Genomic DNA, 25,737 nt, shown 5'->3' on the forward strand with positions numbered 1-25,737 from the left:
CTGACTTCATGGCATGGCCATGAGCATTTTCACGTCCGCATCACCGTCTGCTGACGTCTGTGCCACGCCACCCTGTACCGCTGCCGGTGAATGGTTCGCCATGAAATGTTCAAACATGGCGGTTGTGGATGCAGAGACCGGTTCTGCCTTACCTGATCCCGCAGCCAGCACAGCCCGGGCGCTCTCCACTGTCATTCCCGGGCAGGCAGCCAGCTGTTCAGCCTGCGCCTCAGCCCCTTTTGCCTCATCCAGTGCCATGATCTGATCACGGAGTGATGGTCCGGCATCCGCCTGCGGTGAAGCAGCCAGGATCGGGCGGGCTTTTTCCACCGTCATCTCCGGCATCGCCGCCAGCGTTGCCGCCAGTTGTTCACGACCGTTCGCTTCTTCACACACCATAATGCGATCGGCTTCACTCTGCGTGGATGCCACCGGCTGCTGCGGTGCCGCCGCGGCCAGAATCGCCCGGGCCTGTTCAACGCTCATGCCCTGTTGTCCTGCCAGCATCGTGGCAAGCTGTTCACGTCCTTTCGCTTCCTGGCATGTCAGGATCCCCATCACTCGCTGGTTCTCCTGCGCGGCGGCTTCCGTTGCAGTTAATTGCGGCATAGTGCCTCCTCTGACATTACTGTTCAGCGCCGTGGCCATCACACTGATGGCATCCGACGCATTGATTAATTCATCCGCCAGCCCGGCCTCAATGCCGGACTGACCTTCAAAAACGGCAGCCTCTGTTCCCGTGACGGCATCAACAGACAGACCGGTATACATCGCCACTTTTTCGGCAAACATCCGGCGCGCCGCATCAATCCGCTGCTGCATGTCCTGGCGAACCTCTGCCGGCAACGCTTCAAACTGATTGCCATCCACCTTGTGCGCCCCTGAGTAAATCAGCGTGATATCCACACCGGCCTGCGCCAGATGACCGGCATAGCTGACATGGCTCATCATCACGCCAATGGAGCCGATACGGGATGTCTGGGTAACCAGCCGTCGGGAGCAGGCCGACGCCAGCAGCATGGCTGCAGAACAGGCCGTGTCATTGCACAGTGCCCAGACCGGCTTCTGCTGACGGAGGCGGTAAATCATGTCAGCGCAGTCAAACGCGCCGGCGGCCTGCCCGCCCGGACTGTCAATGTCCAGCAGTACGCCCCGCACCTGGCTATCCGCCATTGCCTGCTGAAGACAGGCGACAATGCCGTCATAGCCTGTCATTCCGGAAAATGGCCGCATACCACCCAGCCGGTGCACCAGCGTGCCGGTCACCGGCAGTACAGCAATACCGTTCACCACCCGGTAAACACGGGCCGGTCGTTTACCTCCGGCCATGTACTCGTCCGTTTCAGCCAGCATTCCGGGAGCATCAAACTGTACCTGCTGTTGTGGTACCGAAAGACTTGCTGCCCCCATCTCGCGCCCGAGCGCGCAAAAGAAAACCCGCGCATAGGCGGGCTCCAGAAGCAGCGGTTCATTGAATGCTGCGGCAATAATGTGTGAAAGATTACGTCTCACGTGGTGTTGTCTCCTCTTCCGGCCTGCGACTCTCCGCTATCTGCTGCTGATACGCCTGCTCTATCCACACCGGACGTGAGAGTCCGGCTTTTTGCCGCTCAGCAGATTCCCTGACCTGCTGGCGGAAAATGTCCTGATAATCCTCGCCCATCAGCGCCAGCTCTTTCTCATACGTGCTCAGTCCGGCCTCAATGCGCATCACTGATTCCTGGACTTCCTTGAGCCCGTCAATGGCCATTCTTCCGGCACCAATCCACTCTGCCCGTGACCAGGCTGATCGCGCCTGATAAAAATCAAAACGTGCCCGTGGCGGACGAATAATCCCCCGAAGAAGTGCCTCTTCCAGCCAGCAGGAAAACATCTGCGTGGCCAGCCGGGCCGCAATAAATTTTCGCCGCCCCATAAAATAGCGCCACGACTCATTGGCGGAGGCGCGGGCACTTGAGTAACTGACCTTCGAGTAATCACGGGACAACTGTTCGTAGGAAACGCCAAGACCGGCGGCGATATACCGCAGCAGCGCCTGTTCAAGCGCAGAAAATCCATTGTCTGAATCCTGCGCAGTCTGTAGTTTCAGATCATCACCAGGGAAAAGGTGCGGAATTTTGACACCGCCCAGTGTCACGTTATTCGTGTCATACCAGCTGGAAAACTTCTCCAGAATATTAATAAGCGGATTATCCTTCTGCTCCTGTGGCGCGCCGGCGATATATTCAAAGGCCTTTTCGGTATCAAGTTCACTTTCAATCGTCGCTGCATACATCGCCTTCACTATGGCCGACTGAAGCTGTGTTGCCTGCAGGGAATCGAGCATCTTCAGCCGTTCCATGACGCTGTAAAACTGATTAGCCCCACGGGTCTGCCCGTCCTCCACCGGCTCGAAAATATGCAGCATGGCCGGACGCCCGGTGGGAAGTTCACGCGGGATCCGTTCCCATCGTCCACTACCAGAGAACGGAAAATCATCCTCACAGATATGGTACGCGACGGCACGGCCATATCGATCGACCTCCACACCGGCCCGCAGAAAACGGTTCCCCATACCGTGTCCAGGCGTGTCCACCCGTTTCGGACTCACGGCTTTAAAACGCGTACGGAATAACTGCGTGGTTTCCGTATCCCAGACCGGCTGCACAAAGATTTCGCCGTTAAACGCATGAACGCCCACACCTTCACGGATAAATTCCGTGAACGTGCGTTTTCCTTCCACGTCGATCTCGCCAAACATCCCTTCGGCGTATTCCGACCAGGCCGCCTCCACCTCATCGACAAAGCTTTTTGCTGCGGTCTCCCGCATCCCCAGCCAGCGCCAGTTCGGACGGTAGCTGATCAGAAACATATGCCCGACAATGTGATCCTTATGCAGAGCCACCGCATTAGCCGCTATTCCGTTATTGCGCACCAGATCATCTGCCCGGGCATTCCCCAGACGCAACGCGGGCAGCAGGGCCGCATCGGCACTCTGCGCCGGTGGCAACCACTCAGCCATTTGCCCGCCAAATCCTGCACCGCCCCCGTTGTAGCTGAGACTCTCACGAAGCGGAACGCCGTTCACATCAATCAGGACAGGCGTTCGTTTCATAACCTCACTCCCAGCGGACGACGGCGACACCGGGTTGTCCCCAGTACCGACTCCGCATCATTGATCGCCCGGTTAAGCTCATCCAGAGAAGCCGCCGTATATTCAATTCTGCGACCATCTTTCTGGACAGACACCACCCGTTTACCGGTTAATAAATCAAGGCGCGCCTGACGCAGCGCCTGCAGTTCAGCGACTGTAACCATTCACTCCTCCGGACAGCTTCGCTGCCAGTTCTTTAAGGGTTGGCCGGGTCGTCTCTTCTTCCCGGGATTTTGCCAGTACAGCCAGATCAAGCTGCCAGCGTTGCACGGACACACGTAATGCCGCGTAGGCATACACCAGGCAGTCCAGCGCTTCGTTACGCCGCTTTTTGTTATCCCACAGCAGACGCATCTTTCCTTTTTCCCACTTCTCCACAAGCTCTTCCGCGACCAGTTGCTGCGCCTCTGTCTGCGAAAAAATCTCCGGATCATCAGGAAAACGGATAGCATACGACGTGGCTTCATCCACAGGCGTGGGATCGGCTTTCATACGGGCATAGAGAATTTCTTTTGCGGTGTCCGTCCCCACTTCACACAGATACACGCCCCGCTGATTGCGGGTTTTTGGCATGGTGATCACCGGCTTGCCATAGACAGATGCGCCTTTTACCGGCAGCACCCGGAAAACACCGTGTTTTTTTGACCTCTGATAAACGATTTCGCCATCGATCCCCCCGATGTCCCAGCAGACACGGGAAATGGTCATTTCGGTTCCGTCTGCATGGCGGTATTTTTTGTTGATCGCCACATCCACACGTAACAGCGTCTCTTCCTCATCGGGACGCCCCATAATGATGATTTTATCCACCAGAAAGGCTTCCTCTCCCGGAGCCCATCCCCAGACATACATCTCAAAACGGTTTCGCTGCGAGTCAATGCCCGCCGTCAGATAAACCACCCGGGCAGGCACCGCCGCCGTGTAACGCACAACCTTATCCATCAGCACCTGGTGATCGAGTTTTTCGCCCACAGCCTCTTCCCAGGTCTCGCCCAGCGTGGTGTTCACAAAGGTTTTCAGGCCGTTGGGATCTTTCAGTGCATCCAGCCAGTCATAGACAATCTGTACCCAGGTGGTGAACGGACTGTACGCCGTCCAGATATGGAAAGTGATGGAGCGCGGCGGCGGAATTTCATCACCCCGGGCGCTGAAAAACATCAGGCCGTCACGGGTCCACATGCCCGTGTTTTCACAGATCCACCGCCCGTTACTCTGGTCAAGCTCAGACTGATGGATCACACAGCCATGATGCTCACAAAGGTAGAAAACACTTTCTGGCTTATTCTTCTCCCACTTAAGACCGAAAGGCGAGGCATCATCGCCAAATTTCAGATACTGCTCCTCCCCACAGTGCGGACAGGGCACATAAAAACGCATGAAGTGTGCCGACTCGTTAGCGGCTTTTTCGATCTGGCAGGAGCCTTTGATTTTAGGCGTCGAGCCGCGAATGGATTTTGGCCATACAGAGCCCTCAATACGTTTATCCCCCAGCAGGGTTGGCGAACCCTCTTTTTCAACATCCGGTTCGAACGAGGAAAGCTCGTCATAACAGACCACATCCACGGATTTTTCACGGTAGTTTTTTGCTGCCGCACCACCCAGACACCAGAACCCCACACCGGAGGAAAAACGCTTCAGGGTGAGCGTATTATCGCGGTGTTTTCTTCCGAACCATGGAGCCAGCTCCAGCAATGCAGGAACATCCCTTATCGTTGGCTCAACATGAGATTTCATAAAATCTTCAGCAGCTGAGTCCGTGGGCTGAAAAAGAAGGCTGTTGCGTGATTTATGCTCAATAAAATAAGCCTCCACTCCCAGCAACATCTTTGTATAACCAACACGGGCAGATTTAATCAGGTTAACCGTGCGAATCAGATCGTTGCCCATACAGTTCATGATGCCAACCTGAAACGGCAGTGTTTCCCATCGCCCCGGGGTATAAGACGACTCTTTAGGAAGGTAATAATGTTTATTGGCCCACTGAACTGTCGTCAGTGGAACAGGAATAATGAGAGATAAAAGCCCTGTAGCTATCGCACCGGCTGCATTAGCTGCCTTCTGCGCGTCTGAAATCATCGATCCACCCGCCCACGTTTTCACCGGCCTTAGCTGCAACATTGGAGGCTTTCGCGATTTCAGTTTTCACCACATCAAGGTGTGATGGTGAAATGTCCGGATATTTACGCTGTAATGTCAACGGCACACGCACAAGTATCCCCGAAATCTCCTGTGCCACACGTTGCAGAATGAAGGTAAACAGTTCAGTTTCCAGCACTACTCCGTCTTCACGGGCATTTTTCAGTTCCTGCGCATCTGCCTGCGCTTTTGTGAGCCGGTAGCGTTCATAGTCAATGGTGCCGGGTTGTAAATCTGACTCCGCTGCCGCACGCAAATCGGCCAGTTCTTTGCGGAGCTTTTCGTTTTCGATATCAGTTTCCCTCTGCGCATACCACTGAATTGCCATGGCAGTATCAAATACAGATTCAATGCCCTTACTACCTTTGGAGGCGCAAGGGAGTCCCTGAGACTGCCAGCGTTCAATCGTCCGCGGGTCCACGTTGAAAATTTCGGCAAGCCTCTTTTTATTAACCTTCATGAAAACAACCCATTATCAAATACAAGGCCCGACATGAAAACGCCAGAAAAAGGCATTTTCGGACACTTTCATGTCGGACCTTTACGGATGCAATATTAAAAAAAACAAAAAGTTATATTCGAGAAGTACCGACACGATTTTCCCTGAAAAATTTTCATAAATAGTGAAAAACCGCGAGGTCGCCGCCCCGTAACCTGTTGGATCGACGGAAAGGACCCGAAAACGAGAATAATTATCACTTACAGCAAGAATCGAATCTGATCTATTATGGTGCTTGCTATTATGTGCCGGCACAAGTGCGTCGTTTACCGTCATTTCACACAGAGGCATCATCAAATGAAAATCAGAAATATTCTCGCTATCTCCCTTGCGACATCATCCTTCAGTTGCCTGGCATTTAAATCCTCGCCCAATGTGCTACCAGGACCAACGAATCAACTAACTGCGGTAGAAAGTAAAATTATCGGACATTTTTATGCCCCACACAGTACATTACCCGGAACAACCATCACAGGGACATGTGACGCCTCCCCCGTCCCGGGATGCACCTGTCCGTTTTGTACTATGCTGCGTAGCCAAAACCGATAACATCCGCATTTACCTGGTATTCCATGATGAGTTCACGCAGCGACTGATAGAGGAAGGAAAGATGGTTAGTAAAAGCAAGGCGCATTGCCGCCGCATGCTGCAGGCATTGCAACAGACGAGAGCAGGTATTTTTGACCAGTTGGAAAACTGCCAGCATACTTTGCCCGAGTATATCGCCATCTCATCGGAAACCAGTGCAACTCTTATTCATCGGGTTCCACCAGAGAAAAAGAAGAAATGAACAGTGAGGCGTTGTGTGGCATACAACGCCTTCTTCCATCATTCCTCGTCAGCCATGACAAAAATATAACCGCTGGCTCTTTCATTTTTCTCCTGCTTCCAGCCCCTCTCTACCTGGAAGCATCAAGGACGTGACGGCGTAAAGATAAATTGTCTCTTCACTCCCTGACAGGGGCGATTCTTTTCAAATCGCCATTTCGCCATGGCCTTCACCACTTCATCACGAAACAAATTATGAGGCTCTGAGCGGAGAAAAACGATCCGTGTCACAGTCCCATCAGCACCAATATCGAACTTAACCTCAACCAGCCCCTTGATATAATTTGCTGCAGCATATTCCGGATATCGTGGATACACCGTCACTAATTGCCGGGGCTCATCAGCTTTTTGCTGCGAGCATCCCACTGCCAGGACAGATAACAGAAAAAGTAGTAAAAGGCGTCTTTTCATTTTTATTCCTACGGGTCTTATTCTGACAATATATCCTGTGTTCCAGACTGCCACATCACCACATCCTGTGCCATTATCTGACTCACATTACATACATCGCATCGGGATACAGTAGTAGCACTTTCTGTAATACAGCTTCCTGTTTCTTCCACCATCGCACCGGGATAAACCCGCGAATCATTAACGCGGTAAAAACCCGGTGTGCATCGTTTTTAATTATTCCCGCACACTCACGCAGAAGGAATTCCCCGTCGGGCTACGGTCATGGTTAATGCGGGAATACGGCGACGATACAGCGCAGCTAAAAGGGTAATGGACGGATAGACCGGTTTATTTCATTCCACAGGATTCTGAGTGTCCCCAACTTCCTCCAATAGTCTGAGCCCACCTGTGTAGTTTTAATTTTCATCAATCCATTTAACTATCGTTTAATTGTTGTCACATAGGATTCTGCCGTTTTTAACAATGCAGGATAATAAGATGAAAAAAATGTTGTTTTCTGCCGCTCTGGCAATGCTTATTACAGGATGTGCTCAACAGACGTTTACTGTTGGAAACAAACCTACAGCAGTAACACCAAAGGAAACCATCACCCATCATTTCTTCGTTTCGGGAATTGGGCAGAAGAAAACTGTCGATGCAGCAAAAATTTGTGGTGGTGCAGAAAATGTTGTTAAAACAGAAACCCAGCAAACATTCGTAAATGGATTGCTCGGTTTTATTACTTTAGGCATTTATACTCCGCTGGAAGCGCGTGTGTATTGCTCACAATAATTGCATGAGTTGCCCATCGATATGGGCAGCTCTATCTGCACTGCTCATTAATATACTTCTGGGTTCCTTCCAGTTGTTTTTGCATAGTGATCAGCCTCTCTCTGAGGGTGAAATAATCCCGTTCAGCGGTGTCTGCCAGTCGGGGGGAGGCTGCATTATCCACGCCGGAGGCGGTGGTGGCTTCACGCACTGACTGACAGACTGCTTTGATGTGCAACCGACGACGACCAGCGGCAACATCATCACGCAGAGCATCATTTTCAGCTTTCGCATCAGCTAACTCCTTCGTGTATTTTGCATCGAGCGCAGCAACATCACGCTGACGCATCTGTATGTCAGTAATTACCGCGTTCGCCAGCGTCAGTTCTCTGGCATTTTTGTCGCGCTGGGCTTTGTAGGTAATGGCGTTATCACGGTAATGATTAACAGCCCATGACAGGCAGACGATGATGCAGATAACCAGAGCGGAGATAATCGCGGTTACTCTGTTCATTGCTGACCCCACAAACAGATTTCACGCTCAATCTCACGACGAGTCATGAGACCTTTCCATTGCTTACCGCCAGCATATGTCCAGCGACGTAGCTGATCACATGCGCCTTTGATATCGCCCTGGTTTATTTTGCGAAGAAGCGTCGATGTTCTGAAATTGCCAGCACCCACGTTGTAAACGAATGAGTAAAGAGCGCCGCGCATTGTTTCCGGTATATCGACTTTGATGTACGGGTTAATTTGTCTGGCGACCGTGGCAAGGTCTTTATTCAGGAGGGCTTTGCATTCTGCTTTGGTATACGTTTTACCGAGCATGATGTCTTTTCCTGTATGCCCGTGACATACAGTCCATACACCAACAATATCTTTGTATGGTATGTAGCTGACACCTTCCAGACCATCGTTACCACTTGGGCCAGTGATTAACACTGATGCTATAGCAATTGCTCCGCCACCAATAGCAGCAGCAACGGCTTTTCGTAATGATGGAGGCATTATTCACCTCTCGCAGCCTTGCGCTTATCTTCTTTAATCTTGAAATAAAGGTTTGTCAGGTACGTCAGCAGGCCAAATACCAGGCTACCCAGCACACCTATTGCCGCCCACTGTGAGGGCGTGACTTTATCGAGCAACTGTAAAAACCAGTACCCGGCACTACCTGCTGAGGTACCATAGGCGACACCCGTTGTTAACTTATCCATGGATTTCATAACCCCACCTCGCAGACAAAGCGGGTGTAAATTAAGGGGATACTACGTATCGCAATAAAGGCAGAAACGTAACAGATTCGGAGTCAGTGAATAACTCAGGTATTGGGTTATCAGCTAATATCGAGACTCAAAAAATGGAAAAACCCGCTCGACGGCGGGTTTAAGCTGTGTGACGAAGTAACCACTCTTAACAGCATAACCAATTTTTTACGTACGTAAACTACTAAATGATATTTGTGAGAATGCCACCGAGTGTTCAAAACACCACCACAAATGCATAAGAAAACTTCAACAAATAACCAGTTAATAATTTCCAATGTTATTTTTAGTTTGTTTAAATTAAGCTAAAGAATTATAGAGCACTTATAAATAAGTGCCATTAATATAAATTAGCTAATAGATTTATTTTTGTTCAGACAAGAGCCATGAATAGGATTAGATAGAAAAGGTTCAGATAAAAATAGAGATCTACTTCACAAATTAAATGAGAAACTAAAACTTACATCTTGAAATAATCACATTGATTAGATGAATATTTATCGCGCAGTGACATCATTTTTTAATAATAGTTCAAAAAAAGGGCGTACAATGAAAAAATTAACAGTGGCAATTTCTGCTGTAGCTGCATCAGTACTGATGGCGATGTCTGCTCAGGCAGCTGAAATTTATAATAAAGACAGTAACAAGCTGGATCTATACGGGAAAGTTAATGCCAAGCACTACTTCTCCTCTAATGATGCAGATGATGGTGATACTACTTATGCCCGTCTTGGCTTCAAAGGTGAAACCCAAATCAACGATCAACTGACTGGTTTCGGTCAGTGGGAATATGAATTCAAAGGCAACCGTGCTGAATCTCAAGGTTCTTCCAAAGACAAAACCCGTCTTGCATTTGCAGGCCTGAAATTTGGTGATTACGGCTCAATCGATTACGGCCGTAACTACGGTGTAGCATACGACATCGGTGCGTGGACTGACGTTCTGCCAGAATTCGGTGGTGATACCTGGACCCAAACAGATGTGTTCATGACTGGTCGCACTACTGGTGTTGCAACTTATCGTAACAACGACTTCTTTGGTCTGGTCGATGGCCTGAACTTTGCTGCTCAGTATCAGGGTAAAAATGACCGCACTGACGTAACTGAAGCCAATGGTGATGGTTTCGGTTTCTCCACTACTTATGAGTATGAAGGATTCGGCGTGGGTGCAACCTATGCTAAATCAGATCGCACTGACGGTCAGGTCGCCTATGGTAAGAGCAAATTCAATGCCTCCGGCAAAAATGCGGAAGTATGGGCTGCAGGCCTGAAATATGATGCGAACAATATCTATCTGGCTACCACATATTCTGAAACTCAGAATATGACCGTTTTTGGTAATAACCATATTGCAAACAAAGCACAAAACTTTGAAGCAGTAGCACAATATCAGTTTGACTTCGGTCTGCGTCCATCTGTTGCTTACCTTCAGTCAAAAGGTAAAGACCTTGGTGTTCATGGTGACCGAGACTTAGTCAAGTATGTCGATGTCGGTGCTACTTACTACTTTAATAAAAACATGTCCACTTTTGTTGATTACAAAATCAACTTAATTGACGATAGTAAGTTTACCAAAACAGCTGGTATTGATACCGACGACATCGTCGCTGTAGGTCTGGTTTATCAGTTCTAATCTGACTTACGAAAAAGATATGTTGCGGGAGGCTTTGCCTCCGCAACATATAAGTGGAGCCCTCAAGCCACTTCCTTTAGAAGCACTACCTTGCTTCTTACTATATAAACCTTCTGTTATATATTACCCTTTATTTTGGGGGCGTTTCCACGCCCCATTTTTAATAACTTTTAGTAAACAATTGCATATCAATTAGAATTATTAGCAACGATATCCATATCTAACCGGATATCTAATGCCATTAACATCCCTTCAATTATGCCCTCAGCCTTCTGTAACCTTTTCCCGATATAACCATCCGAGCAGCAATGCTTACTTGCCAGTGACATGAATGTCATACCACATACATAATAATCTACTAATAAATCGTGTAAATCGCTGTTGTTCTTTTTCAGACGGGCCATGCACCCGCAAATGATCATCGCGTCATCGTCACAACATTGCGGGCGAGATTTTACTTTTGAAGGAATTAATCCCTTAAAACCGGCGGCAATGGACGACCAGGTCACATCTTCATGATTATTAGCCGCCCACGCACCCCAACGCTCAAGAACCATCTGAATATCACGCATCAACTTACTCCACAAAAATCAGACCAGAACGCCAATTACAAGCAAAAATCAACAAAACAGTATTAGTTGATTGTTATCTCTGACTTCATACTCCTGTTCCTGTCAGGGTTTTGGCGTAATTCTTCAGTATTCGGTAATCGGTCAAAACAGAACCGAGGAAACGATATAAGCGCAGACGCCCCCAGCGGTGGCGAAGAAGTTCTGCCATATTAAACTCAAACATCATTCATTCCCCATTTCGGTGATGGTCAGTTCCAGCCTCCCACCTTTGGTAACAGGCATCTTCACAACGCGGTAATCAACGACCTGAGCATCATCCAGCCAGAAACCTGCTTTAGTGAGTGCGTCAAAAGCGGCTTTTTGCAGATTATCCAGGTCACGGCGACGGCGATCCGGCATGTGGCACTCAATGCGGATTTTCACAGGCATAGCCAGGCCGATATCCAGCATTGCGTTTTTAATGATTCGGGCGACGTTATCGCGGTATGCCTGCCCCTCTGCGCTGACGTGCGTGCGCCCGCGATTATGGCGGTAATAGCGATTATTGCTCGGAGGCCAGGGTAATGTGATGCTGTAGGTATTCACGCCTTAATAACCCCCTCTTTCAGCCACATAACCTGTGTTCTCGCCATACCTTCCAGCGCGCATTCTTTTGCATATGCAGCATCGACTTGCTTGGCATGCCCTTTACCGGCAATCTTCTGTATGCGCTAAACCTAGATAGAATCCACTCTGTGCACATTGAAGCCCGCTCTATGCTTTCTTTCAGGTATTGAAGGGATTGAGATGGGCTAAGCATTATTGGCCTCCTGCATCAGGAGAAAGACAATCATGGCGGCGCGGAGAGGTCTGGTATCAAATATTGGGCTTACGCCTTTTGCATCCACACACCATTCAGTTAACTGGTCTAAGATAGAAATCCTGTATTTCTCAATAATCGGCCATGAAGCGCTCGGATCATTGCAGTAGTCAGGCAAATGATTTAATGGCTCAAAAGTTGTATCAGCATTTCCGTAATACCATTTGTTGGTGTTATTCCCTGATGTTTCCGGTTTACTTGCCCAAAGGCCTTTAAAAATTATGTCTCCTACCATTCTGTTAATTTCAAAATCACTTAACTGTGAATAATCCATTGTCATTTCCTCGCACGATATCTTAGCCACCGGATATCCCACAGGTGGGCTGTGTAATTGAAGGTTTTTACGTCAGATTCTTTTGGGATTAGCTTGCGTTTATTTCTGGAGCGTTTCGTTGGAAGGTATTTGCAGTTTTCGCAGATTATGTCGGTGATGCTTCGTCGCTGTCGTCTCATGCAGCCCTCCTGACGCCCTGCCCGATCGCCATCAATGCCGCTTTGGATACGGTAGTAAACATCCGTCGAGGACTGATGAACGGTCGCCAAATCAGCAGCATGGAGCCTTTGCTGTTTCCCTTCTTCTCCAGCCCTGTCGATGGTTCGATAAAATTAATCCGTCCATCAGTGATAATACGAACTTCGTCAACACTCTCCAGAGCCTTGCTGAACCATCCGACAGACATATCCTCTGGCACAAGCATCACTACCGTCTGTCGCTGTTGTATACACTGCTCAGCGGCTTTTTCCACCCACGGCCTGATATTGCTGTACGGTGGGTTATTCCAGATTGCACCGTGGCTTACCCACTCAGAATTGAGCGCGTCGTCGTCCTCAGTTAGCCAGTGAGCGCACAGAGCATTTTTGTCGCTCGCTGCCGAATCCAGCCAGAATCCAAACTCAATATCCAGTGCATCAAAAAGCCAAAGCGGCGTTTGCCAGCAGTCCTTGTCGTGTGCTGGCGTATTTGATTTGATAGTCATGCAGCCCGATCTCCCCATCGCGCTTTCCATTCGAGAGCCAGTCGCGCTTCGTCTGACCACTTAACGCCACGCTCTGTACCGAATGCCTGTATAAGCTCTAATAGCTCCGCAAATTCGCTTACACGCATCCTGCTGGTTGACTGGCCTATTACCACAAAGCCATTCCCGGCAAGGTTAGGAACAACATCCTGCTGCTTTAATGCTGCGGTAAACACACACTTCCAGCTTTCTGCATCCAGCCAGCGACCATGCCATTCAACCTGACGAGAGACGTCACCTAAGCAGGCCCATAGCTTCCTGTTTTGGTCTAAGCTGCGGTTGCGTTCCTGAATGGTTACTACGATTGGTTTGGTTGGGTCTGGAAGGATTTGCTGTACTGCGTGAATAGCGTTTTGCTGATGTGCCGGAGATCGAATTTCAAAGGTTAGTTTTTTCATGACTTCCCTCTCCCCCAAATAAAAAGGCCTGCGATTACCTGCAGGCCTGTTATTAGCTCAGTGATGTAGATGGTCATCTTTTAACTCCATATACCGCCAATATCCGTTTCATCGTGGCACTCTGGCGACACTCCTTAAAAATCAGGTTCGTGCTCATCTTTCCTTCCCGTTCTTCCTTGGTAGCAAACCGGTAATACACCGTTCGCCAGACCTTACCTTCGATAACCAGAAGACCTGCCCGTGCCATTTTAGCCGCGGCCTGATTTATGCTGGTTACTGTTGCGCCTGTTAGCGCGGCAACGTCCGGCGCACAGAAGCTATTATGCGTCCCCAGGTAATGAATAATTGCCTCTTTGCCCGTCATACACTTGCTCCTTTCAGTCCTAACTTAGCTTTAATTTCTGCGATCTTCGCCAGCGCCTGAACACGATTTAGAGGTCTGCCGCCCATGACAGGAAGTTGTTTTACTGGTTCAGGTATCGTCTCACCACGGTTAATTCGCGCTGTCATACAGGTCAGTTCATCGGCAGCCTTGCGTCGTAATTCCGCGTCAGTCAGCGCATTGGCCCGCATGTTCTGGTACAGGTTGGTAACCAGCCAGTAGTGCGCGTTCGATTTCCACGGATAAGACTCTGCATCCGGATACAGGCCTCGCTTCCGGCAATACTCGTAAACCATATCAACCAGCTCGCTGACGTTTGGCAGTCCGGCGATAACGGATGCTTCTTCCCGGCACCATGCAACAAACTGCCCGGGTGATGGCAGAAATGGTCGATTCTGCCGACGGGCTACGCGCATTCCTGCGTTAACCTGTTCCATTGTGGTGATCCCGTTTTCCCGGAAAGCCAGAACCCACTGGCGGCGGATTTCGTTCAGTTCGTTCTGGTCACGGTTAGCCAGACTCGCCGGGAAAGTTGCCAGTAACTGGCTGAACACACCGTTGATGATCTGCGCTACCTGCTGTACCTGCGGCTTTTCGTCGTACTGTTCCGGCATGTTGTTGGCGATCCGACGCATCTGCTCACGGTCAAAATTAACCATCTGTGCGGCGATGTTTTTCATAAATCCACCCCGTAAATCCAGTCAGTGTTTGTCAGGTCGAGTTTTGGTTTGCAGGCTGTCACACCTGCCTGTTGCTTGTTACGGTTGATTTCGAGCTGGGTCCACTTGTCGCGGAGTTTGGCCGGGCTCAGCACGTTACCGGACCAGAAGTTGTCCTGGCATGCCCAGCGGAACAGTACACACATGTCGCGATGGTTACGTCCGTCACGTTCACGCATCAGGCGGATATCGTTAGCCCACCCTGCAAAATTCGGTTTTCTGGCTGATGGCGCGATGGTCTTCACCATGTCAAACATCCATTCTGCGGCGGTCAGGTCTTCTGCTGTCCCCCACTTGCTGCCGCTCTGAATTGCAGCATCCGGTTTCACCACAGAAAGGTCGTTTTCTGGCTGGTCAGAGGATTCGCCAGAATTCTCTGACGAATAATCTTTTCTTTTTTCTTTTGTAATAGTGTCTTTTGTGTCCCCCTGTTTTGAGGGATAGCAATCCCCCAATTTGAGGGATGTTTTATCCCTCGTTTTAGGGGATTTTCCCTCGTTTTGAGGGATACACCATTCTGAGATGTTTTTATTTGGTCCAAACATGCCGCCTTGCTGCTTGATAATATTCATTCTGACGAGTTCTAACTTGGCTTCATTGCACCGTTTGACGGGTAACTTTGTAATCTCGCTAAGTTGAGAATCGGTGATTCTGTCCATTGGTTTATTCCATCCATAGGTTTTACGCAGAATGGCAAGCAGCACTTTAAACTGTCGCTTGGTCAGATCTGCGCCTGAATAAGCCTCAAGCAGCATATTTGATAGTCTGGCGTAACCATCATCGAGATCTGCCACATTACGCTCCTGTTTGGCAAAGTTACCTCTGCAGAAGTTGAGTATTTTTGCTGTATTTGTCATAATGACTCCTGTGGATTGATCCAGTAATGACCTCAGAATTCCATCTGGATTTGTTCAGAACGCTCGGTTGCCGCCGGGCGTTTTTTATTGGTGAGTCCATCAAGCGCATACTTAAAAGCCCTGCTAATCGGACTGATGTCTGATGCCATTCCGAAAGCACACAAGACCGAAGCAATAAATCTCCAGTCCGTTCTGCTTATCTTCGATTCATGACAGCCAATCATCTTTGCCAGACCGCGCTGGGTAATAGCTGACAGATTGATAAGTAAATCTGTTTCTGCGCGATCAACGTCACGCTGTGATAGTTTGCTGTAACTTGTTCTTTCCATTTCTTAAGATTTCCAATAGTGAATAGTTAGTTGAAAGGTATGCGTGGAAACGCATATGGCCTTAGTTGGTCAGATATCTTGGAACTCGCTTTTCAGCGACGTAGGACGAATGTCCGTTGTTACAAAGAGCGGATCCGCTTATTAAGCGGCTTTGTGTTCCGGCGGGAACACGTCATCAAGACTGACTTTTGCGCCTAACTTGTTTAGGCACGCAACAAGAGCACGGCATGTTTTAAGGTCTGGGAAGCGACGACCAGATTCCCAATGTCCGATAGCTCCCTGTGTGCATCCAACTGCCTTAGCAAGTGTTGTTTGAGAGATATTCAGTGACTCTCGATATTTTCGTAGGTTGCTCATATGCCCTCCATAGTAAACACGAATAAAAAAATACAATATGTACTTTGCGAATACAAGTAAAAATACACATTGTGCATGGATGGTTCCAGTACAGAGCGTAATAATAAGGACATGAAAATGAAATGGTATGAACTGGCTAGATCCAGAATGAAAGAGCTCGGCATAACTCAAGAGAAGTTAGCCGAAGAGCTAGGTATGACGCAGGGTGGGATTGGACACTGGTTGCGCGGATCTCGTCATCCATCTCTTAGTGATATTGGTGTGGTGTTTAAATACCTTGGTATTGATAACATATCATTCAACCACGACGGGACATTTTCACCTGTTGGCGAATACTCATCGGCCCCAGTTAAAAAACAATATGAGTACCCTGTTTTTTCTCATGTTCAGGCTGGGATGTTCTCTCCAGAACTCAGAACCTTTACCAAAGGCGATGCGGAGAGATTGGTAAGCACAACCAAAAAAGCCAGTGACTCTGCATTCTGGCTTGAGGTTGAAGGTAACTCAATGACCGCACCAACAGGTTCCAAACCCAGCTTTCCTGACGGGATGTTAATTCTGGTTGACCCTGAGCAAGCTGTTGAGCCCGGCGATTTCTGCATAGCCAGACTTGGTGGTGATGAATTTACCTTCAAGAAACTGATCAGGGATAGCGGTCAGGTGTTTCTACAGCCACTAAACCCACAATACCCAATGATCCCATGCAATGAGAGTTGTTCCGTTGTGGGGAAAGTTATCGCCAGCCAATGGCCTGAAGAGACGTTTGGGTGATGAAACCACTTTTATCTACAATTTACAGGGCGGTAAACATTGGCAAAAATAGATGATTATCAGCCAAGCCAAGTAGAAGTTGATAAAGTACTTTATTGTAAAAAAATAGTTAACTTTTCTGGCGTTAAATGGAAACAGAAACCAAGTCGCTCTGATATGTGGCTACAAGCCCATATCATCCCCTTGGATGAGGATTGTATACCTATACAAGGGCTAAAGTTTGAACTGAAATGGAAACCAGATCAGGATTCAGAACCTGATGACCCGATTTCTTACCCTAAAATAAATATTATTGCTTTCTATCATAACAAGAGGGTTTTCGCGGTAGATACCTATCACTTTGACAAACACACGAATAGTTACAAGGTCGATCATCCGAAGTACCAAGATATCATTTACGGTGCTCACTACCATGTATACTATGAAGAAGCTGGATACTATAGTGATAGAATAGCGTTTCCAATCGAAGATGACATAAACCCAGATGACCTGGTAGGGTATTGGAATTACTTCTGTAAACATCTGAACATAACTTACTCTGGGAGAATACCTTTACCGCTTGAAGATGAGTCGGGGCAAATGGGGTTTGGAATATGATGTGCTCAACAGTGATCTCACAACTAGGTTTCGAATGCCATCCAATAGGCAAGACCTTGAGAATTATCAGTCCATTCACTTACTGTGATGATGGAGAGCATGTCGGTGCCTTTATCCGTGAAGTCAATGGTAGGTATTTAGTTAGTGACAGATGCGATGCCTTAATGAATATGGAGGCAAGAGGGATCTCGCTTACCAAAAAACGACTTGATGAGATACGACAATTACTGCTTAAAGAAGGCGCAGAACTCAATGCTCGAGGAGAAATCATTGCTTGGGCAACAGAAAAGGATGTCGGTGCGATTACATCGAACATAATTAGAGCTGGTATACTCGCATCAACTTTGTCGTTAGACTGGTATCAGCCAGTTCAAGCTGAAAAGTTTGAAAGTATGGTTATTGATTATCTATATCACACAGAGCTTAGAGACGCACTTTCTCTTCGTGAAAACGTATATGGCTTGAGTGGACATCAAATTACCGTCCCTGTAACAATAAAAACCGACATACCTAAATACGTTTTTACATCAAGCGTGAAACACGGAGGAAGCTGGAATAGTGCTTACTCATTGCTTGGGAAACTAATTGATCTTAAAGCTTCAAGTGAGGAGTATAACAACAGATTTGTTGTTATAGACAGCGAAGCAATTGGTGATCAAATGCAACAACTCTCCTTACTCTTCCATGAATCAAGCCAAGTTCTACCATTCTCCAAAAGAGAGACTTGGGTTAAGAGACTTGCAGCATAATACAACCCGGCCTCAGCGCCGGGTTTTCTTTGCCTCACGTTCGCCCACCTAAAAACACATAACCAATTATATTTATTGAAAAATAAATAGATGCAACCCACTAAACCACGCAATTCTGATCTCTCCTTACATCGCCGAGGCAATACATCCACGCTAAAAAACAACACTATTAAATACAAAGCGTTATAAAAAACCACGCCAACTTACAACAAATTGTATTGATCTTGTAAAGTACATATCGTACTATTTAACCGTCAGCAGGACGCTGGAAGCCAAATGGAACAGACTGGCAGGCTCTTTAAACAACGTCGACTCTCGACTACGTGGCTGAAAAGCCAGATCACCCAACCACATAAGCTGTGGGATGCAATGCCGAAGCAACCGTCTCAGGAGGAGCTTCGAGATTGCATCGCCAAAGTTTATTCGGGAGGAATCCATGTCCAGAAAAACAGAATTTAAAGGCACCGCAGCTTCTCGCCGTAGAGCTCGTCGCGCAAATCTGCAAAGTCAGGAGGCGATCAGCTCCGACAAGCTACACAGGCCAACCCCTTCACGAGTGGTCTTGCAATGCAAGCTCAAACCAGCAATGAGAGCAGAAGTGATAACTCTGACAACGTTGACCAGAAAATATGAAGGTTCAACTTGTCTTCCGAACGTAGCTCTTTACGCGGCAGGCTACCGGAAATCAAAACAACTGACGGCGAGATGATAAATTCATTTGCTAATTACTTGTTTTTGCCATGCTTATCCTGAGCGATAAGTTCATCCATAAGGCTGTCTGCCTTCCCGGCAAACCTAATGTAGCACTCATGTCTATAGCTTTCAGGGATAACGAAACGGTCGGTATCAGGATATCCAACAGCAGGAGGCCTTCGAACGAGGAGTCCTTTTTTGAGCAATGAAATTGATTCATGAGCGCCCTTTTCCGTTTGTAGCTGGTTATTAGCGGCTACAGCGAATGCCAAATACGCTCTTTCTCCAAGAGTTAACGAATCAAACAAATCTTGCACATATTTTTCTTCTTTAGATTTGCGCTTCTGAGCAGCGAATACCTCAATTCTTTCAGTCACAGCGTGATAAGCGGAATTAACAACGCCGTTAAGCACATAGCTAACGCAAAACAACAGGATGTAATACATCCAGTAATGAGGAAGGATTTCTGGATTATGCAGGTTTATCCATTCTTTTACGCTTACCGGCATAACAATAATCAATATGATCAGGATGATTAGCATATGAATCAACTGTTTAAGTGTCATTCCTTGCAGGAAAAAATGCATTAGTTCCTGCCACCATGAGTTGTTCATCGGCGTTTCTCTTTTGCTCTCTGTAGGGGTGAATAGAGTTTATCCGATTTCTCGTTGTAGGGGTACACGAGAACCACCGAGCCTGATGTGGTTAAAAGACAGGCACAATCTTTACTACCGCAATCCACTATTTAAGGTGATATATGGAAGAAGAATTTGAAGAGTTCGAAGAGCATCCTCAAGATGTGATGGAACAATACCAGGACTATCCGTATGACTACGACTATTGATACAAATCAATGGTGTGGACAATTCAAACGATGCAATGGATGCAAGCTGCAATCGGAATGCATGGTTAAGCCTGAAGAAATGTTTCCTGTAATGGAAGATGGGAAATATGTCGATAAATGGGCAATACGAACGACGGCAATGATTGCCAGAGAACTTGGTAAACAGAACAACAAAGCTGCCTGATAGTGGCCTTTATTTTTGGCATAAATAACAGAATAAACACTGCACTGTGTATTCATTCCAACGAGTGAATACACGGAGCAATGTCGCTCGTAACTAAACAGGAGCCGACTTGTTCTGATTATTGGAAATCTTCTTTGCCCTCCAGTGTGAGGGCGATTTTTTATCTATGAGGATATGAATAGATGTCAAACATCAAAAAATACATCATTGATTACGACTGGAAAGCATCAATAGAAATTGAAATTGACCATGACGTAATGACAGAGGAAAAACTTCACCAGATTAATAATTTCTGGTCAGACTCTGAATACCGACTCAATAAACACGGCTCTGTATTAAATGCTGTATTAATCATGCTGGCGCAACATGCTCTGCTTATAGCAATTTCAAGCGACTTAAATGCATATGGTGTTGTGTGTGAGTTCGACTGGAATGATGGAAATGGTCAGGAAGGATGGCCTCCAATGGATGGTAGTGAAGGAATAAGAATTACCGATATCGATACATCAGGAATATTTGATTCAGATGATATGACTATCAAGGCCGCCTGAGCGCGGCGTTACCGCATACCAATTACGCTTCACTCGAGGCGTTTTTCGTTATGTATAAATAAGGAGCACACCATGCAATATGCCATTGCAGGGTGGCCTGTTGCTGGCTGCCCTTCCGAATCTTTACTTGAACGAATCACCCGTAAATTACGTGACGGATGGAAACGCCTTATCGACATACTTAATCAGCCAGGAGTCCCAAAAAATGGATCAAACAATTATGGCTATCCAGACTAAATTCACTATCGCCACTTTTATTGGCGATGAAAAGATGTTTCGTGAGGCCGTCGACGCTTATAAAAAATGGATATTAATACTGAAACTGAGATCAAGCAAAAGCATTCACTAACCCCCTTTCCTGTTTTCCTAATCAGCCTGGCATTTCGCGGGCGATATTTTCACAGCCATTTTCAGGAGTTCAGCCATGAACGCTTATTACATTCAGGATCGTCTTGAGGCTCAGAGCTGGGCGCGTCACTACCAGCAGATCGCCCGTGAAGAGAAAGAGGCAGAACTGGCAGACGACATGGAAAAAGGCCTGCCCCAGCACCTGTTTGAATCGCTATGCATCGATCATTTACAACGCCACGGGGCCAGCAAAAAAGCCATTACCCGTGCGTTTGATGACGATGTTGAGTTTCAGGAGCGCATGGCAGAACACATCCGGTACATAGTTGAAACCATTGCTCACCATCAGGCTGATATTGATTCAGAGGTATAAAACGGATGAGTACAGCACTCGCAACGCTGGCAGGGAAGCTGGCTGAACGTGTCGGCATGGATTCTGTCGACCCACAGGAACTGATCACCACTCTTCGCCAGACGGCATTTAAAGGTGATGCCAGCGATGCGCAGTTCATCGCATTGTTGATCGTCGCCAACCAGTACGGCCTTAATCCGTGGACGAAAGAAATTTACGCCTTCCCTGATAAGCAGAACGGCATTGTTCCGGTGGTGGGCGTTGATGGCTGGTCCCGCATCATCAATGAAAACCAGCAGTTTGATGGTATGGACTTTGAGCAGGACAATGAATCATGTACATGCCGGATTTACCGCAAAGACCGCAATCATCCGATCTGCGTTACCGAGTGGATGGATGAATGCCGCCGCGAACCATTCAAAACCCGCGAAGGCAGAGAAATCACGGGGCCGTGGCAGTCGCATCCCAAACGGATGTTACGGCATAAAGCCATGATTCAGTGTGCCCGTCTGGCCTTCGGATTTGCTGGTATCTATGACAAGGATGAAGCCGAGCGCATTGTCGAAAATACCGCATACACTGCAGAACGTCAGCCGGAACGCGACATCACTCCGGTTAACGATGAAACCATGCAGGAGATTAACACTCTGCTGATTGCCCTGGACAAAACATGGGATGACGACTTATTGCCGCTCTGTTCCCAGATATTTCGCCGCGACATTCGCGCATCGTCAGAACTGACACAGGCCGAAGCAGTGAAAGCTCTTGGATTCCTGAAACAGAAAGCCACTGAGCAGAAGGTGGCAGCATGACACCGGACATTATCCTGCAGCGTACCGGGATCGACGTGAGAGCTGTCGAACAGGGGGATGATGCATGGCACAAATTACGGCTCGGCGTCATCACCGCTTCAGAAGTTCACAACGTGATAGCAAAGCCCCGCTCAGGAAAGAAGTGGCCTGACATGAAAATGTCCTACTTCCACACCCTGCTGGCTGAGGTTTGCACCGGTGTGGCTCCGGAAGTTAATGCTAAGGCGCTGGCGTGGGGAAAACAGTACGAGAACGACGCCAGAACCCTGTTTGAATTCACTTCCGGCGTGAATGTTACTGAATCCCCGATCATCTATCGCGACGAAAGTATGCGCACCGCCTGCTCTCCCGATGGTTTATGCAGTGACGGCAATGGCCTTGAGCTGAAATGCCCGTTTACCTCCCGGGATTTCATGAAGTTCCGGCTCGGTGGTTTCGAGGCCATAAAGTCGGCTTACATGGCCCAGGTGCAGTACAGCATGTGGGTGACACGAAAAGATGCCTGGTACTTTGCCAACTATGACCCACGAATGAAGCGTGAAGGCCTGCATTATGTCGTGGTTGAGCGGGATGAAAAGTACATGGCGAGTTTTGACGAGATGGTGCCGGAGTTCATCGAAAAAATGGACGAAGCACTGGCTGAAATTGGTTTTGTATTTGGAGAGCAATGGCGATGACCCATCCTCACGATAATATCCGGGTAGGCGCGATCACTTTCGTCTACTCCGTTACAAAGCGAGGCTGGGTATTTCACGGTCTTTCTGTTATCCGAAATCCGCTGAAAGCCCAGCGGCTGGCTGAGGAGATAAATAATAAACGGGGGGCGGTATGCACAAAGCATCTCCTGTTGAGTTAAGAACGAGTATTGATTTGGCACATAGCCTTGCTCAAATTGGAGTCAGGTTTGTGCCAATACCAGCAGAAACAGACGAAGAATTTCATACGTTAGCCACATCCCTTTCACAAAAGCTGGAAATGATGGTGGCGAAAGCAGAAGCAGATGAGAGAGACCAGGTATGACAACCACTGAATGCATTTTTCTGGCAGCGGGCTTCATATTCTGTGTGCTTATGCTTGCCGACATGGGGCTTGTTCAGTGACACCTCAGCAAGAAAACGCCCTTCGCAGCATTGCCCGTCAGGCTAATTCTGAAATCAAAAAAGTCAGACAGCAGTTTCCAAAAACGTCAATGACATTTGCCGTAGCGTACTGAAGAAGCACCGCGAAACGGTAACGCTGAAGGGATTCACACCGACTCATTTAAGCCTGGCAATCGGCATGTTAAACGGCGTCTTTAAGGAACGATGAACATGAAAAGCAAAATTATCAGGGAGCTACAGGCTCCTTTTTTATTGTTCGCATTCACCCTCAAGCGTATTAACCAACAGTTCAGGGATTAATGAAAGATGGCAGACATCATTGATTCAGCATCAGAAATAGAAGAATTACAGCGCAACACAGCAATAAAAATGCGCCGCCTGAACTACCTGGCTGTATCTGCCACTCATTGTTGTGAGTGTGGCGATCCGATAGATGAACGAAGACGCCTGGCCGTTCAGGGTTGTCGGACTTGCGCCAGTTGCCAGCAAGATCTGGAGCTTATCCGCAAACAAAGGGGGATTAAGTGATGGCTAACCTGCAACTTGCTGTTAAAAGTGAATACTTCGATGCCATGATTCGCGGAGAGAAAACGGAAGAGTATCGCTTGTGTAATGACTACTGGAATAAGCGAATTATGTTCCGGGAATATGACCGCCTGATTATCACAAAGGGATATCCGAAGCGCGACGATTCCAGTCGCAGAATTGATGTTCCGTATGACGGATATGAAGTGAAGACAATCACACATCCGCACTTTGGCGATAAACCGGTAAAGGTGTTCGCTATAAAGGTGAATATCAGCACTGAATATCAATCCGCACAACACAAGGTCAAGAATGTTCAGAGTGATTGACCCTAACACCTGGTACGTCGACCACCACGGCACTCCCTGCAAAATCCTGCGTTCTACCCACAACAAAGTTCACTACATCCGAAAAGGCAGAACATGTATCGCCAGCATGTTCCGCTTTAATCATGACTTTGAACCTGTGAATAAAGCTGATGCAGATCGGATAGCAGAAGAGATCGAAACGGCAGAACACATTAAGAAGTTACGTGACATGCGCAGGAAATAGAAAAATTGATAAATTCAATACTGCATTTCTCAGCATTAAATTTATCTCTATGACCAGTCAAGAGATGTACCTGCCATGAGCTTAATATCATGTCAGATATATCGGTCACAAACTCCCTCAGCAGCTAAGAGGAGGACAAATGTCTCGACTAATCACTTTACAGGACTGGGCTAAAGAAGAATTTGGGGACTTAGCACCAAGTGAGCGAGTTCTGAAAAAATACGCGCAAGGGAAAATGATGGCCCCACCCGCTATAAAAGTTGGTCGCTACTGGATGATTGACCGAAATTCCCGTTTTGTAGGAACGCTTGCAGAACCGCAACTCCCAATAAACGCAAACCCAAAACTCCAAAGGATAATCGCTGATGGCTGCTAGACCCCGATCTCACAAAATCTCTATACCCAATTTATATTGCAAATTAGATAAGCGAACCGGAAAGGTATATTGGCAATACAAACATCCACTATCCGGTCGTTTTCATAGCTTAGGAACTGATGAGAATGAAGCAAAACAAGTTGCTACTGAAGCAAATACCATTATTGCTGAACAACGTACCAGACAAATATTAAGCGTCAATGAGCGTCTGGAAAGAATGAAAGGCAGGCGCTCAGACATTACGGTGACAGAATGGCTTGATAAATATATTTCTATCCAAGAGGACAGGCTGCAACATAATGAACTAAGACCCAACTCCTATCGGCAAAAAGGCAAACCCATTCGTCTTTTCCGTGAGCATTGTGGAATGCAACACCTCAAGGATATTACCGCACTTGATATTGCCGAAATAATTGATGCTGTAAAGGCTGAAGGTCATAACAGGATGGCGCAAGTCGTGAGAATGGTGTTGATCGACGTCTTCAAAGAAGCACAACACGCAGGACATGTTCCGCCAGGATTTAACCCAGCGCAGGCAACAAAACAACCACGAAATCGAGTAAACCGCCAAAGATTGTCACTGCCCGAATGGCAGGCAATATTTGACAGCGTAAGCAGACGGCAGCCCTATTTAAAATGCGGCATGCTACTTGCTCTTGTTACTGGACAACGTTTAGGCGATATCTGCAATTTGAAATTCTCTGATATATGGGACGACATGTTGCACATTACTCAGGAAAAAACCGGTTCAAAACTTGCTATTCCGCTTAACCTGAAATGCGATGCTCTGAATATTACCCTTCGTGAAGTTATATCTCAGTGCAGGGATGCTGTTGTTAGTAAATATCTGGTCCATTACCGTCACACTACCTCTCAAGCAAACAGAGGAGACCAGGTTTCTGCGAATACTCTGACAACGGCTTTTAAAAAGGCCCGGGAAAAATGTGGCATAAAATGGGAGCAAGGAACTGCGCCCACATTTCATGAGCAGCGATCTCTGTCAGAACGGTTATATCGGGAACAGGGTCTGGATACGCAAAAGTTGTTAGGCCATAAATCCAGAAAAATGACCGACCGATACAATGATGATCGTGGTAAAGACTGGATTATCGTAGATATCAAAACAGCATAGAAAATAGC

44 protein-coding genes and 2 pseudogenes are annotated in these 25,737 nt (G+C 47.6%); 22 read left to right on the forward strand and 24 right to left on the reverse strand.

Going from position 1 to position 25,737, the window contains the following annotated elements; genetic code table 11:
• Positions 1-6: 6 nt before the first annotated feature.
• The 7 genes from EAS44_RS15035 to EAS44_RS15070 all read right to left on the reverse strand — a co-directional run bounded on the left by EAS44_RS15035 (position 7) and on the right by EAS44_RS15070 (position 7,007).
• Complete coding sequence (locus EAS44_RS15035; protein WP_001253914.1) at positions 7-1,512, reverse strand: S49 family peptidase; 1,506 nt, start codon at positions 1,510-1,512, stop codon at positions 7-9.
• Positions 1,502-3,094 (reverse strand): phage portal protein, encoded by a 1,593-nt coding sequence (locus EAS44_RS15040; RefSeq protein ID WP_000831761.1) that lies wholly within the window; start codon positions 3,092-3,094, stop codon positions 1,502-1,504. Before EAS44_RS15040 ends, EAS44_RS15035 begins: the two co-directional genes overlap by 11 nt.
• Positions 3,091-3,297 carry a phage head-tail joining protein gene (locus tag EAS44_RS15045; protein ID WP_000258997.1) on the reverse strand — a complete coding sequence of 69 codons (207 nt, stop codon included), beginning with the start codon at positions 3,295-3,297 and terminating at the stop codon, positions 3,091-3,093. The genes EAS44_RS15040 and EAS44_RS15045 overlap by 4 nt, the downstream gene beginning before the upstream one ends.
• Positions 3,281-5,209, reverse strand: coding sequence for a phage terminase large subunit family protein (locus tag EAS44_RS15050; RefSeq protein WP_042210311.1), 1,929 nt, complete (start codon positions 5,207-5,209; stop codon positions 3,281-3,283). Before EAS44_RS15050 ends, EAS44_RS15045 begins: the two co-directional genes overlap by 17 nt.
• Positions 5,181-5,729: a terminase small subunit gene (locus EAS44_RS15055; RefSeq protein ID WP_000867565.1), complete on the reverse strand. Its 549-nt coding sequence runs from the start codon at positions 5,727-5,729 to the stop codon at positions 5,181-5,183. Before EAS44_RS15055 ends, EAS44_RS15050 begins: the two co-directional genes overlap by 29 nt.
• 562 nt (positions 5,730-6,291) lie before the next feature.
• On the reverse strand, positions 6,292-6,474 hold the full coding sequence (locus EAS44_RS25160) for a hypothetical protein (protein WP_000881610.1): 183 nt from the start codon (positions 6,472-6,474) through the stop codon (positions 6,292-6,294).
• Positions 6,475-6,680: 206 nt separating this feature from the next.
• Entirely contained in the window at positions 6,681-7,007 is a 327-nt protein-coding gene (locus EAS44_RS15070) for a TonB family protein (protein WP_000830178.1), read from the reverse strand.
• A 480-nt stretch (positions 7,008-7,487) separates the two neighbouring features.
• On the opposite strand from EAS44_RS15070, the gene iss reads away from it, so the two are divergent.
• Positions 7,488-7,781, forward strand: a complete 294-nt coding sequence (gene iss / locus EAS44_RS15075) for an increased serum survival lipoprotein Iss (RefSeq protein ID WP_001298464.1) — start codon at positions 7,488-7,490, stop codon at positions 7,779-7,781.
• 31 nt (positions 7,782-7,812) lie between these two features.
• On the opposite strand, the gene rzpD is transcribed toward iss, so the two are convergent.
• The 3 genes from rzpD to essD are packed head-to-tail and all read right to left on the reverse strand — an operon-like array spanning position 7,813 to position 8,983.
• Positions 7,813-8,274 (reverse strand): prophage endopeptidase RzpD, encoded by a 462-nt coding sequence (gene rzpD / locus EAS44_RS25915; RefSeq protein ID WP_001082747.1) that lies wholly within the window; start codon positions 8,272-8,274, stop codon positions 7,813-7,815.
• Positions 8,271-8,768, reverse strand: coding sequence for a lysozyme RrrD (gene rrrD / locus EAS44_RS15085; protein ID WP_001135277.1), 498 nt, complete (start codon positions 8,766-8,768; stop codon positions 8,271-8,273). Before rrrD ends, rzpD begins: the two co-directional genes overlap by 4 nt.
• Complete coding sequence (gene essD, locus EAS44_RS15090; protein WP_000839596.1) at positions 8,768-8,983, reverse strand: phage lysis protein EssD; 216 nt, start codon at positions 8,981-8,983, stop codon at positions 8,768-8,770. Before essD ends, rrrD begins: the two co-directional genes overlap by 1 nt.
• Before the next feature lie 588 nt (positions 8,984-9,571).
• Between essD and ompC the strand changes: the two genes are divergently transcribed.
• Entirely contained in the window at positions 9,572-10,654 is a 1,083-nt protein-coding gene (ompC, locus tag EAS44_RS15095; RefSeq protein WP_000737271.1) for a porin OmpC, read from the forward strand.
• Positions 10,655-10,842: 188 nt separating this feature from the next.
• On the opposite strand, the gene quuD is transcribed toward ompC, so the two are convergent.
• The 13 genes and pseudogenes from quuD to EAS44_RS15165 all read right to left on the reverse strand — a co-directional run bounded on the left by quuD (position 10,843) and on the right by EAS44_RS15165 (position 16,143).
• Positions 10,843-11,226: an antitermination protein QuuD gene (gene quuD, locus EAS44_RS15100; protein WP_001204776.1), complete on the reverse strand. Its 384-nt coding sequence runs from the start codon at positions 11,224-11,226 to the stop codon at positions 10,843-10,845.
• A gap of 85 nt (positions 11,227-11,311) precedes the next feature.
• Complete coding sequence (ylcG, locus tag EAS44_RS15105; protein ID WP_000971053.1) at positions 11,312-11,452, reverse strand: YlcG family protein; 141 nt, start codon at positions 11,450-11,452, stop codon at positions 11,312-11,314.
• A complete protein-coding gene (rusA, locus tag EAS44_RS15110; protein ID WP_001099712.1) occupies positions 11,449-11,811 on the reverse strand; it encodes a crossover junction endodeoxyribonuclease RusA in 363 nt (120 codons plus the stop codon). The genes ylcG and rusA overlap by 4 nt, the downstream gene beginning before the upstream one ends.
• A pseudogene (locus EAS44_RS15115) lies at positions 11,808-11,897 on the reverse strand (DUF1364 domain-containing protein); the annotation flags it as partial. The gene rusA and the pseudogene EAS44_RS15115, both read right to left, overlap by 4 nt.
• 120 nt (positions 11,898-12,017) lie before the next feature.
• Entirely contained in the window at positions 12,018-12,359 is a 342-nt protein-coding gene (locus tag EAS44_RS15125) for a phage protein NinX family protein (RefSeq protein WP_000386643.1), read from the reverse strand.
• Positions 12,360-12,361: 2 nt separating this feature from the next.
• Positions 12,362-12,538, reverse strand: coding sequence for a NinE family protein (locus EAS44_RS15130; protein ID WP_001254243.1), 177 nt, complete (start codon positions 12,536-12,538; stop codon positions 12,362-12,364).
• The gene (locus tag EAS44_RS15135; RefSeq protein WP_000153286.1) at positions 12,535-13,062 is read right to left on the reverse strand and encodes a phage N-6-adenine-methyltransferase; all 528 of its coding nucleotides are present in this window, start codon (positions 13,060-13,062) and stop codon (positions 12,535-12,537) included. The genes EAS44_RS15130 and EAS44_RS15135 overlap by 4 nt, the downstream gene beginning before the upstream one ends.
• Positions 13,059-13,499 carry a recombination protein NinB gene (locus EAS44_RS15140; RefSeq protein WP_000736913.1) on the reverse strand — a complete coding sequence of 147 codons (441 nt, stop codon included), beginning with the start codon at positions 13,497-13,499 and terminating at the stop codon, positions 13,059-13,061. The genes EAS44_RS15135 and EAS44_RS15140 overlap by 4 nt, the downstream gene beginning before the upstream one ends.
• 73 nt (positions 13,500-13,572) lie before the next feature.
• Positions 13,573-13,863: a protein ren gene (locus tag EAS44_RS15145; RefSeq protein ID WP_000145927.1), complete on the reverse strand. Its 291-nt coding sequence runs from the start codon at positions 13,861-13,863 to the stop codon at positions 13,573-13,575.
• Positions 13,860-14,561, reverse strand: a complete 702-nt coding sequence (locus tag EAS44_RS15150) for a replication protein P (protein ID WP_000788872.1) — start codon at positions 14,559-14,561, stop codon at positions 13,860-13,862. Before EAS44_RS15150 ends, EAS44_RS15145 begins: the two co-directional genes overlap by 4 nt.
• Entirely contained in the window at positions 14,558-15,457 is a 900-nt protein-coding gene (locus tag EAS44_RS15155; RefSeq protein ID WP_000185431.1) for a replication protein, read from the reverse strand. The genes EAS44_RS15150 and EAS44_RS15155 overlap by 4 nt, the downstream gene beginning before the upstream one ends.
• 32 nt (positions 15,458-15,489) lie before the next feature.
• Positions 15,490-15,786: a CII family transcriptional regulator gene (locus EAS44_RS15160; RefSeq protein WP_000442609.1), complete on the reverse strand. Its 297-nt coding sequence runs from the start codon at positions 15,784-15,786 to the stop codon at positions 15,490-15,492.
• A gap of 141 nt (positions 15,787-15,927) precedes the next feature.
• Positions 15,928-16,143: a helix-turn-helix transcriptional regulator gene (locus EAS44_RS15165; RefSeq protein ID WP_000067727.1), complete on the reverse strand. Its 216-nt coding sequence runs from the start codon at positions 16,141-16,143 to the stop codon at positions 15,928-15,930.
• A 75-nt stretch (positions 16,144-16,218) separates the two neighbouring features.
• On the opposite strand from EAS44_RS15165, the gene EAS44_RS15170 reads away from it, so the two are divergent.
• The 5 genes from EAS44_RS15170 (at position 16,219) to EAS44_RS15190 (ending at position 18,969) form a co-directional block, all read left to right on the forward strand.
• The gene (locus EAS44_RS15170) at positions 16,219-16,914 is read left to right on the forward strand and encodes a LexA family protein (RefSeq protein ID WP_001302016.1); all 696 of its coding nucleotides are present in this window, start codon (positions 16,219-16,221) and stop codon (positions 16,912-16,914) included.
• 39 nt (positions 16,915-16,953) lie between these two features.
• The gene (locus EAS44_RS15175; protein WP_001062368.1) at positions 16,954-17,511 is read left to right on the forward strand and encodes a hypothetical protein; all 558 of its coding nucleotides are present in this window, start codon (positions 16,954-16,956) and stop codon (positions 17,509-17,511) included.
• Positions 17,508-18,260: a DUF1828 domain-containing protein gene (locus EAS44_RS15180; RefSeq protein WP_000968518.1), complete on the forward strand. Its 753-nt coding sequence runs from the start codon at positions 17,508-17,510 to the stop codon at positions 18,258-18,260. Before EAS44_RS15175 ends, EAS44_RS15180 begins: the two co-directional genes overlap by 4 nt.
• A gap of 276 nt (positions 18,261-18,536) precedes the next feature.
• Positions 18,537-18,719, forward strand: coding sequence for a hypothetical protein (locus tag EAS44_RS15185; RefSeq protein ID WP_000438342.1), 183 nt, complete (start codon positions 18,537-18,539; stop codon positions 18,717-18,719).
• The gene (locus EAS44_RS15190; protein WP_000088199.1) at positions 18,697-18,969 is read left to right on the forward strand and encodes a hypothetical protein; all 273 of its coding nucleotides are present in this window, start codon (positions 18,697-18,699) and stop codon (positions 18,967-18,969) included. Before EAS44_RS15185 ends, EAS44_RS15190 begins: the two co-directional genes overlap by 23 nt.
• A gap of 16 nt (positions 18,970-18,985) precedes the next feature.
• Here the strand turns inward: EAS44_RS15190 and EAS44_RS15195 are convergent, their stop codons facing one another.
• Positions 18,986-19,567 (reverse strand): super-infection exclusion protein B, encoded by a 582-nt coding sequence (locus EAS44_RS15195; protein ID WP_001066170.1) that lies wholly within the window; start codon positions 19,565-19,567, stop codon positions 18,986-18,988.
• A gap of 213 nt (positions 19,568-19,780) precedes the next feature.
• Here EAS44_RS15195 and EAS44_RS15200 point away from each other — a divergent pair, with 213 nt between their 5' ends.
• The 15 genes and pseudogenes from EAS44_RS15200 (at position 19,781) to EAS44_RS15275 (ending at position 25,729) form a co-directional block, all read left to right on the forward strand.
• On the forward strand, positions 19,781-19,981 hold the full coding sequence (locus EAS44_RS15200; protein WP_000213979.1) for an antirestriction Ral family protein: 201 nt from the start codon (positions 19,781-19,783) through the stop codon (positions 19,979-19,981).
• A 182-nt stretch (positions 19,982-20,163) separates the two neighbouring features.
• The gene (locus EAS44_RS15205) at positions 20,164-20,532 is read left to right on the forward strand and encodes a DUF2528 family protein (RefSeq protein ID WP_000065374.1); all 369 of its coding nucleotides are present in this window, start codon (positions 20,164-20,166) and stop codon (positions 20,530-20,532) included.
• 72 nt (positions 20,533-20,604) lie between these two features.
• Positions 20,605-20,769, forward strand: coding sequence for a protease FtsH-inhibitory lysogeny factor CIII (locus EAS44_RS15210; protein WP_001198860.1), 165 nt, complete (start codon positions 20,605-20,607; stop codon positions 20,767-20,769).
• Positions 20,738-20,881 carry a host cell division inhibitory peptide Kil gene (gene kil, locus EAS44_RS15215; RefSeq protein WP_000372923.1) on the forward strand — a complete coding sequence of 48 codons (144 nt, stop codon included), beginning with the start codon at positions 20,738-20,740 and terminating at the stop codon, positions 20,879-20,881. Before EAS44_RS15210 ends, kil begins: the two co-directional genes overlap by 32 nt.
• Before the next feature lie 75 nt (positions 20,882-20,956).
• The gene (locus tag EAS44_RS15225) at positions 20,957-21,253 is read left to right on the forward strand and encodes a host-nuclease inhibitor Gam family protein (protein ID WP_000995434.1); all 297 of its coding nucleotides are present in this window, start codon (positions 20,957-20,959) and stop codon (positions 21,251-21,253) included.
• Between the two features lie 5 nt (positions 21,254-21,258).
• On the forward strand, positions 21,259-22,044 hold the full coding sequence (gene bet, locus EAS44_RS15230) for a phage recombination protein Bet (RefSeq protein ID WP_000100847.1): 786 nt from the start codon (positions 21,259-21,261) through the stop codon (positions 22,042-22,044).
• A complete protein-coding gene (locus tag EAS44_RS15235) occupies positions 22,041-22,721 on the forward strand; it encodes a lambda exonuclease family protein (protein ID WP_000186848.1) in 681 nt (226 codons plus the stop codon). The genes bet and EAS44_RS15235 overlap by 4 nt, the downstream gene beginning before the upstream one ends.
• Complete coding sequence (locus tag EAS44_RS15240; RefSeq protein ID WP_000149537.1) at positions 22,718-22,900, forward strand: DUF1317 domain-containing protein; 183 nt, start codon at positions 22,718-22,720, stop codon at positions 22,898-22,900. Before EAS44_RS15235 ends, EAS44_RS15240 begins: the two co-directional genes overlap by 4 nt.
• Complete coding sequence (locus tag EAS44_RS15245) at positions 22,873-23,064, forward strand: DUF1382 family protein (protein WP_000548516.1); 192 nt, start codon at positions 22,873-22,875, stop codon at positions 23,062-23,064. The genes EAS44_RS15240 and EAS44_RS15245 overlap by 28 nt, the downstream gene beginning before the upstream one ends.
• Before the next feature lie 76 nt (positions 23,065-23,140).
• A pseudogene (locus EAS44_RS25775) lies at positions 23,141-23,352 on the forward strand (cell division protein ZapA).
• A gap of 98 nt (positions 23,353-23,450) precedes the next feature.
• On the forward strand, positions 23,451-23,672 hold the full coding sequence (locus tag EAS44_RS15255) for a TraR/DksA family transcriptional regulator (protein ID WP_000763374.1): 222 nt from the start codon (positions 23,451-23,453) through the stop codon (positions 23,670-23,672).
• Positions 23,672-23,998: an ASCH domain-containing protein gene (locus tag EAS44_RS15260; protein ID WP_000002139.1), complete on the forward strand. Its 327-nt coding sequence runs from the start codon at positions 23,672-23,674 to the stop codon at positions 23,996-23,998. Before EAS44_RS15255 ends, EAS44_RS15260 begins: the two co-directional genes overlap by 1 nt.
• On the forward strand, positions 23,982-24,221 hold the full coding sequence (locus EAS44_RS15265; protein WP_000490213.1) for a DUF4222 domain-containing protein: 240 nt from the start codon (positions 23,982-23,984) through the stop codon (positions 24,219-24,221). The genes EAS44_RS15260 and EAS44_RS15265 overlap by 17 nt, the downstream gene beginning before the upstream one ends.
• Positions 24,222-24,360: 139 nt before the next feature.
• Positions 24,361-24,597, forward strand: coding sequence for an excisionase (locus EAS44_RS15270; protein WP_000088653.1), 237 nt, complete (start codon positions 24,361-24,363; stop codon positions 24,595-24,597).
• Entirely contained in the window at positions 24,587-25,729 is a 1,143-nt protein-coding gene (locus tag EAS44_RS15275) for a site-specific integrase (protein ID WP_000741335.1), read from the forward strand. Before EAS44_RS15270 ends, EAS44_RS15275 begins: the two co-directional genes overlap by 11 nt.
• The last annotated feature ends 8 nt before the right edge of the window (positions 25,730-25,737 follow it).

It is taken from the genome of Escherichia coli DSM 30083 = JCM 1649 = ATCC 11775 (genome assembly GCF_003697165.2).
GTDB lineage: Bacteria > Pseudomonadota > Gammaproteobacteria > Enterobacterales > Enterobacteriaceae > Escherichia > Escherichia coli.